Below are 6,101 nucleotides of genomic sequence, written 5' to 3'. Positions count from 1 at the left end.
TGAATTTTCAAGGTGCGAAGCCCTGTTTAGGTGTGGGAAGTTTTAGTAAATTAGAAAATAAGAACTGCGTTACAGACTAGATGAAATGTTAAGGGAGAATGATGGATGGCCATTTATCTTACAGGTGATTGTCATGGAGATTTTAACCGGCTGCTTGATCCACGGTTTTCGGAGTCGGATAAGAATGATTATCTGATCGTATGCGGAGATTTTGGAGGTGTGTGGAGTGAATCACAGTGGGAAGAGCAGATGCTGGATCGGTTAGAGAAAGAACTTCCATATACGCTGTTGTGGGTAGATGGTAACCATGAAGGTTTTGATCATCTGAAATCTTATAAGGAAGAACCGTGGAATGGCGGGCTGGTCCAGTTTATTCGCCCACATGTTATTCATCTGATGCGCGGGTTTACATATACAATAGAAAAACAGCGTTTCTGGGTAATGGGAGGTGCCATATCCATTGATATAACGGACGGACTTTTTGATAAAGAGGATCCGTTATTAAAGGAAAAGATCCTTGATCTGAAAAAGCAGGGAAAAAATTATTATCGGATCCGGGGCATTAACTGGTTTCCTGAGGAGATGCCTTCTGAAGAAGAGCAGGAACGAGGTATGGAGAGTTTGCGGAAAAATGGGATGGAGACAGATTATATCATTACACATGCGGCGCCTACCATGGTGTCAAATTATTTTTCAGCTTGGAGATTTAAGGCAGATGAACTAACTGATTATTTTGAAAAGATCAGAAAGGAAGTTCAGTTTAAGCGGTGGTTTTGCGGTCATTACCACGTGGATGAAGAAATGGTTGTTGAAGGCAAAAACTTTCAGATCCTGTATAACAAAATAGAGAGAATTTATTAGCCAGGTTTCTTAGGTTCCAGAAAAAATTTCTGGAAAATGCTAAAGGTCTTTTTGTGCTATAGTTATGTCAGATGAAAACACAGGAGGAAACAAACCATGAAAATGCAAATGACCTCGTTTTACGCTAACAAACTGATCCACAATCTGGAGGATGAACTGCGGCACTGGAAAGAGAAGGAAAACGAACTGAGTACGTTTGTTGTGACGGACAGTGAAAATGCCATTGGACCGGACTATGACTTTCAGGAGGTTTCTTCCAAAATGGAAAGTATTAACAAAAAAATCATTACGATCAAGCATGCCATCAATCAAGCCAATACAAATGTCTGTATTGACGTGGGTGGAGTTAAGATGAGTGCAGATATTATGATGATCCGCATAGCGCAGCTTAAAGATCGATGCAGAGATCTGAGGGGGATGAGGAACAGAACACTCAAGGTAAGAAGAAATCGTTTTGATTTTGTGGGGATCGATGATGGACGGAAACACTGTATAGTAGAGTATGAGTACATTAATTACGACAAGAGGGAGGTTGATGAAGCGTATACCGCTCTTAAAAGAGAACTCTTTAAGCTGGAAACAAGGCTGAGCCAGTTTAATAATACAGTCCGGTTTGAAGTTGATCTGGATGTTTAATCTTTATTCAAAAGTGAGCTTCATTTAAAGTAAGGTTATTTAATTATTGTTATTATAAAATTAGTTATTTGCGTTGGCGGGAATTCTATTTATAGGGTTTCCGACAAATAGCAAAAGTATTAAAAAACATGTTTGGAGGAAAAAGAATATGAAATGCGAACTTGAAAGCAGAAATGACGGAGTCATGGCAGTAGCTCCAGTAGCAGATAATTATATACCGGCAAAATGGTGTCAGGCAAAGGAATGTGATAAATTTAAATTCCTGGTTCCAGGTCCTTGCATTAGTTTCGCGCCGGATACTCCGCAAATATGGAATGCAAATGATATGGATCTGCTCCTGAATATAAAATGTGAGAGCGAAAATGATATAGATACACAGTCAGAAGAGTACCCACTCTTATATGAAAGATCCAATCTTGCCCTTTATAAGGTGGTCAGTGATGATATGGGGCATAGTTATACACAGGAAATAACTACGGATCAGGTATCTGAGCTGCCAAAGGGGAAAATTATTGTAGCTTTACCTGTGGATTTATCTAATTTATCGCAAGCTTTAAAGCATTATACACAGCTGACCTGGGGGCAGAATGAACAGCTGGAGTTTAGTGATGAAGAAGAGTACTACTATGCTTTGGGCTTGTTATGCTTAAACTCCTGGTTTCCCATTACATTTCAGATGGATCCAAAGCGTTTGACTGTGCAGTATAGAATTTACTGCAATGGATGCCCGGCAGAATTTATGCCGAGAGCTTTTCGCAGGGCAGAAACAACAGGAGGTATCATAAACAATAATGAATACGTGCGAAATCTGTGCGAAAATCATGGATTTTTAAAGACAGGCAACAAAATTTCAGGAAATTATGCCGTTGTAAGAAAAACAGTGCCTCTTGAATACCGAGATGCCTTTGATAAAGGGTATGAGAATTTCCGGTCATGGGGAAAGAGCCTTGGATTTTAAGGCTTTTTGATACTAAAAACTGCCACAAAAAAATGCCCGCCGACCGGCGGGCATCATAAACGACAATCACTTCTTAGCAGCCTTTTTATCAGTAGCAGCTGCGTCATCTTCCTCTTCTGCATCGTCATCATCTGTCTTGATAAAATCAGCGATATGGAACAGCTGGGTGTCAGCTGGGGTGGAAACGTTGACACCTTTTTCTTCCAGTTTCAGGTCTTTTACATACATATTCTTTGTACCTGCAGGCAGTTTAGCCAGGTCGATCTCAATCGGTTCCAGAAGATGAGCCGGGTCTGCTTTGTAATGGATCTCGGAAAGTTCCGGTTCAAAGACACCCTGGACGATCTCTTCATTGAGAAAATGAACAGGAACGGTAGCGGATACGACTTCACCGGCAACCAGTGCCTGGAAATCCAGAGCCAGTACTTTTTTGCTCATTGGGTCATAATCGATATTTTTAACCATGGCGTTTACAGTTTCTCCTTCAATATCCAGAGAAGCCTGTGCGCCTTCTTTTGCGTCCTTCATAAAACGCAATGCTTCTTTTTCTTCAAATTTCAACGCAATGTTTTCTTTCATTTCCTTACCATATAAAACACCGGTAACAAAACCTTCACGTCTTAATTTTTTAGCTTTTACCTGTGGATCTCTTTTTTCTGCTTTTAACGTCGTCATAATGATTGCCTCCTACATTGTCACTTTAAATTGACACCACCGATGTCCGGTAAAAGTACCTGGACATCTGGCGTGTTCGTGTAGATTGAGAGCTTTTATGAAGAAGTTCTTATTTGCACTGACTGTATTATAGCACTTTTGAAAAAAATGGAACGTTTAAAAAGTGACAAAAATCAAGGCTAAAAACAAATAAAATTGTGAATATTTTGTTTGATACATTAATTATGACCAACTATTTCCTGGCTTTTAAAGATCTTAAGAAACAGAAAACTGAAGCAGTAAGCCAGAAAGCTGCAGCCCATAAGGAGCATAAAAGTACGTGCCGGATACCAGATCTTGAAGAGAAATCCGGCTGCCGCAAAGATTACGGCAAACAGTCCGGTAGCAGGCAGATGGGAGGTGCCGATAAACAGGGCATTGAATAAAAGCTGCCTGGAGGAACATTCATACCGGGCCAGAAGAGGAAACAGGTAGATCAGGCAGATCACAAGGGCGATCAGCGCTGCCAGGGAAAGGACACTGGGGATCAGTGCCAGCAGGCTTTCAAAGGAAAGCCAGAAAAACAGGCAGAAAAGAAGCAGGGCACCGATGCAGATGCAGCCGGCAAACAGAAGACTGGACCGGATAAAACACCGGGTAAAGGTATGAAAATAAGTTTTTGTAAAGGGAAGTCCTTTGTCCTCTGCCTCTGCCATGGTCACTGTATAAAGGGCGGTAAGTGCCGCCCCAATGGTGAAAACCGGCAGGCAGGTCAAAATAAAGCAGATGTTTAATATAACAAAATCAAAGGCTGTATTGATAAACTGGAAAAACGGGGCGTTTAAATTTAATTTCATTGGGGTAATTCCTCCTGTATTAATAAAACAATCGTTCATAATGGAAATAAGTATGTATTAAGTATAGAAAAGAACAGGCATTAAAAGTAGAAGAAAAAACACAGGAAAAGTACAGCAAAAATAAGATACATCCATACGCTAAAAAGAAAAGAATGGAAAAATTACTATATTATTTCTGAAAAAGGAAGGGTACTGGCATCAAAATCACCATGCTATACTTTAGAAAAACAATATAGGGGGAATTACCATGAAAGAAAAACCGAAAAAGAAGAAGCTGGATCAGGGAAAACGCATGTTTTTGTACATGCTCCCGTTTTTACTGTTATGTTTTGCATTTTCTTATTTCCCGCTTCATGGCTGGATCTATTCATTTTATGATTACAAGCCGCCGTTGAAATTATCCCAGTGCAATTTTATGGGGCTGCGCTGGTTTAAAATGATCTTTGTAAACCCGGCTCAGGTGCGTCAGCTGTTTATTGTAATGCGGAATACCTTTGCCATGAGCTTTTTAAACATTGCAACATCGGTACTGCCGCTGTTCTTTGCAGTGTTTTTAAATGAGATCAAGTGCAAATGGTTCCGGAAAATGGTGCAGACCCTGACTACGATCCCGAACTTTATCAGCTGGGTTTTAGTATATGCAGTTGCATTCTGTCTGTTTTCCAATACAGGTATGGTCAATACAGTTTTACAAAATCTGGGAGTGATCTTAAAACCGATCAAATTCCTGGACAGTGATTCCCACACCTATATCGCCATGCTACTGTGGAGTACCTGGAAAGGTCTTGGCTGGGGCGCTATCATGTATCTGGCTTCCATTGCGGGAATTGATCAGGAGATGTATGAGGCAGCCCGTGTAGACGGTGCGGGAAGATTTCAACTGATGCGCTATATCACACTTCCGGAGCTGATGCCTACCTACTTTGTTATGCTGATGCTTTCTGTTGCAAACTTCTTAAATAATGGTATGGACCAGTATTTTGTGTTCCAGAATGCATTTAACAAAGCACATATCCAGGTACTGGATCTGTATGTTTACAATATTGGTATGACGGGAAGCAGCCTTTCTCTGGCAACAGCGATCAGTATGTTAAAGAGTCTGATCAGTGTGACTCTTCTGATGGCAGTGAATAGAATTTCAAAGAAAATTCGCGGTGTTTCCCTGGTATAACAGTAAACAGTGGGAAAATGTAAAAAATTGGAAAAGGAGAAAGGGAATGGAAAGAAGAAAACTGACAGGAAAGGATAAGGTGTTTAATGTTTTTAATTACGGGGTATTTGGTCTGCTGACACTGATCTGTGCCTATCCGTTCTATTATCTGATCATCAACACTTTAAGCGCCAATGACTTAAGCGCTGCGGGAGAGATCCTGTTTTTCCCAAAGGGCTTTCATTTGGATAATTATAAGCAGGTATTAAAATTAAACGGTATTTTTAACGCGGCTGTGATCTCGGTTGCCAGAACTGTCCTTGGAACAGCCCTTTCTGTGCTTGCATCCGCGTTTATGGGATTTATGTTTACCCAGGAGCGGATGTGGGGAAGAAAGTTCTGGTATCGCTTTGTAGTGATCACCATGTATTTTAATGCAGGTATGATCCCCATGTTTATCACCATGAAAAACCTGCATCTGACCAATACATTCTGGGTCTATGTGATCCCTACCATTGTACAGCCATTTAATATTATCCTGGTAAAGACCTATGTGGAGTCATTGCCAAGATCTTTACAGGAGGCAGCAGAGCTGGACGGGGCCGGTGTCCTTATGATATTCTGGAAAGTGATCCTTCCTGTATGTACACCGATCCTGGCAACCATTGCTATTTTCACGGCAGTGGGACAGTGGAATTCTTTCCAGGATACATTGATCTACATAACAGACCAGAAATTATATTCCCTTCAGTACCTTCTTTACCAGTATATCAACCAGGCCAGTTCTCTGGCGATGACAGTAAAGAACAGTGGCGGCGGTGCCATGAACATGGCGTCCCTGGCAACACAGCAGACCTCTACTTCCATTCGTATGACAGTTTCTGTTGTGGTAGTTCTGCCTATCTTGTTTATTTATCCTATGTTCCAGAAACATTTTGTAAAGGGAATTATGATGGGAGCTGTAAAAGGATGATGTTTTTGATCC

At 40.9% G+C, this 6,101-nt stretch carries 7 protein-coding genes; 5 read left to right on the top strand and 2 right to left on the bottom strand.

Annotation, left to right across the window (positions count from 1 at the left end):
• The first annotated feature begins 105 nt into the window (after window positions 1-105).
• From DW251_RS16475 to DW251_RS16465, 3 genes are all read left to right on the top strand, one after another.
• A complete protein-coding gene (locus tag DW251_RS16475) occupies window positions 106-861 on the top strand; it encodes a metallophosphoesterase (protein ID WP_118301776.1) in 756 nt (251 codons plus the stop codon).
• Window positions 862-957: 96 nt separating this feature from the next.
• Window positions 958-1,497, top strand: a complete 540-nt coding sequence (locus tag DW251_RS16470) for a hypothetical protein (RefSeq protein WP_118301775.1) — start codon at window positions 958-960, stop codon at window positions 1,495-1,497.
• Window positions 1,498-1,645: 148 nt separating this feature from the next.
• Complete coding sequence (locus DW251_RS16465; protein WP_118301774.1) at window positions 1,646-2,455, top strand: hypothetical protein; 810 nt, start codon at window positions 1,646-1,648, stop codon at window positions 2,453-2,455.
• Between the two features lie 66 nt (window positions 2,456-2,521).
• On the opposite strand, the gene DW251_RS16460 is transcribed toward DW251_RS16465, so the two are convergent.
• Both DW251_RS16460 and DW251_RS16455 read right to left on the bottom strand, forming a co-directional pair.
• Window positions 2,522-3,130: a 50S ribosomal protein L25 gene (locus DW251_RS16460; RefSeq protein WP_118301773.1), complete on the bottom strand. Its 609-nt coding sequence runs from the start codon at window positions 3,128-3,130 to the stop codon at window positions 2,522-2,524.
• Window positions 3,131-3,348: 218 nt separating this feature from the next.
• On the bottom strand, window positions 3,349-3,966 hold the full coding sequence (locus tag DW251_RS16455; protein WP_182433644.1) for a DUF624 domain-containing protein: 618 nt from the start codon (window positions 3,964-3,966) through the stop codon (window positions 3,349-3,351).
• A gap of 247 nt (window positions 3,967-4,213) precedes the next feature.
• Here DW251_RS16455 and DW251_RS16450 point away from each other — a divergent pair, with 247 nt between their 5' ends.
• Complete coding sequence (locus tag DW251_RS16450) at window positions 4,214-5,137, top strand: ABC transporter permease subunit (protein WP_118301771.1); 924 nt, start codon at window positions 4,214-4,216, stop codon at window positions 5,135-5,137.
• A 46-nt stretch (window positions 5,138-5,183) separates the two neighbouring features.
• Complete coding sequence (locus DW251_RS16445) at window positions 5,184-6,089, top strand: carbohydrate ABC transporter permease (RefSeq protein WP_118301770.1); 906 nt, start codon at window positions 5,184-5,186, stop codon at window positions 6,087-6,089.
• Window positions 6,090-6,101: the final 12 nt, after the last annotated feature.

The sequence above is a fragment of the Clostridium sp. AM22-11AC genome, assembly GCF_003473545.1.
In the GTDB taxonomy this organism is placed as follows: Bacteria; Bacillota; Clostridia; order Lachnospirales; family Lachnospiraceae; genus Enterocloster.
The sequence above is the reverse complement of the archived record's forward strand: the minus strand, read 5'-3'. Positions and strand labels throughout refer to the sequence as shown.

What these genes read in the sequence shown, in the direction of transcription:
- DW251_RS16445 (WP_118301770.1), top strand. Translation starts at nt 5,184, where the DNA reads ATGGAAAGAAGAAAACTGACAGGAAAGGATAAGGTGTTTAATGTTTTT.
- DW251_RS16460 (WP_118301773.1), bottom strand. Translation starts at nt 3,130, where the DNA reads ATGACGACGTTAAAAGCAGAAAAAAGAGATCCACAGGTAAAAGCTAAA.
- DW251_RS16470 (WP_118301775.1), top strand. Translation starts at nt 958, where the DNA reads ATGAAAATGCAAATGACCTCGTTTTACGCTAACAAACTGATCCACAAT.
- DW251_RS16465 (WP_118301774.1), top strand. Translation starts at nt 1,646, where the DNA reads ATGAAATGCGAACTTGAAAGCAGAAATGACGGAGTCATGGCAGTAGCT.
- DW251_RS16450 (WP_118301771.1), top strand. Translation starts at nt 4,214, where the DNA reads ATGAAAGAAAAACCGAAAAAGAAGAAGCTGGATCAGGGAAAACGCATG.
- DW251_RS16455 (WP_182433644.1), bottom strand. Translation starts at nt 3,966, where the DNA reads ATGAAATTAAATTTAAACGCCCCGTTTTTCCAGTTTATCAATACAGCC.
- DW251_RS16475 (WP_118301776.1), top strand. Translation starts at nt 106, where the DNA reads ATGGCCATTTATCTTACAGGTGATTGTCATGGAGATTTTAACCGGCTG.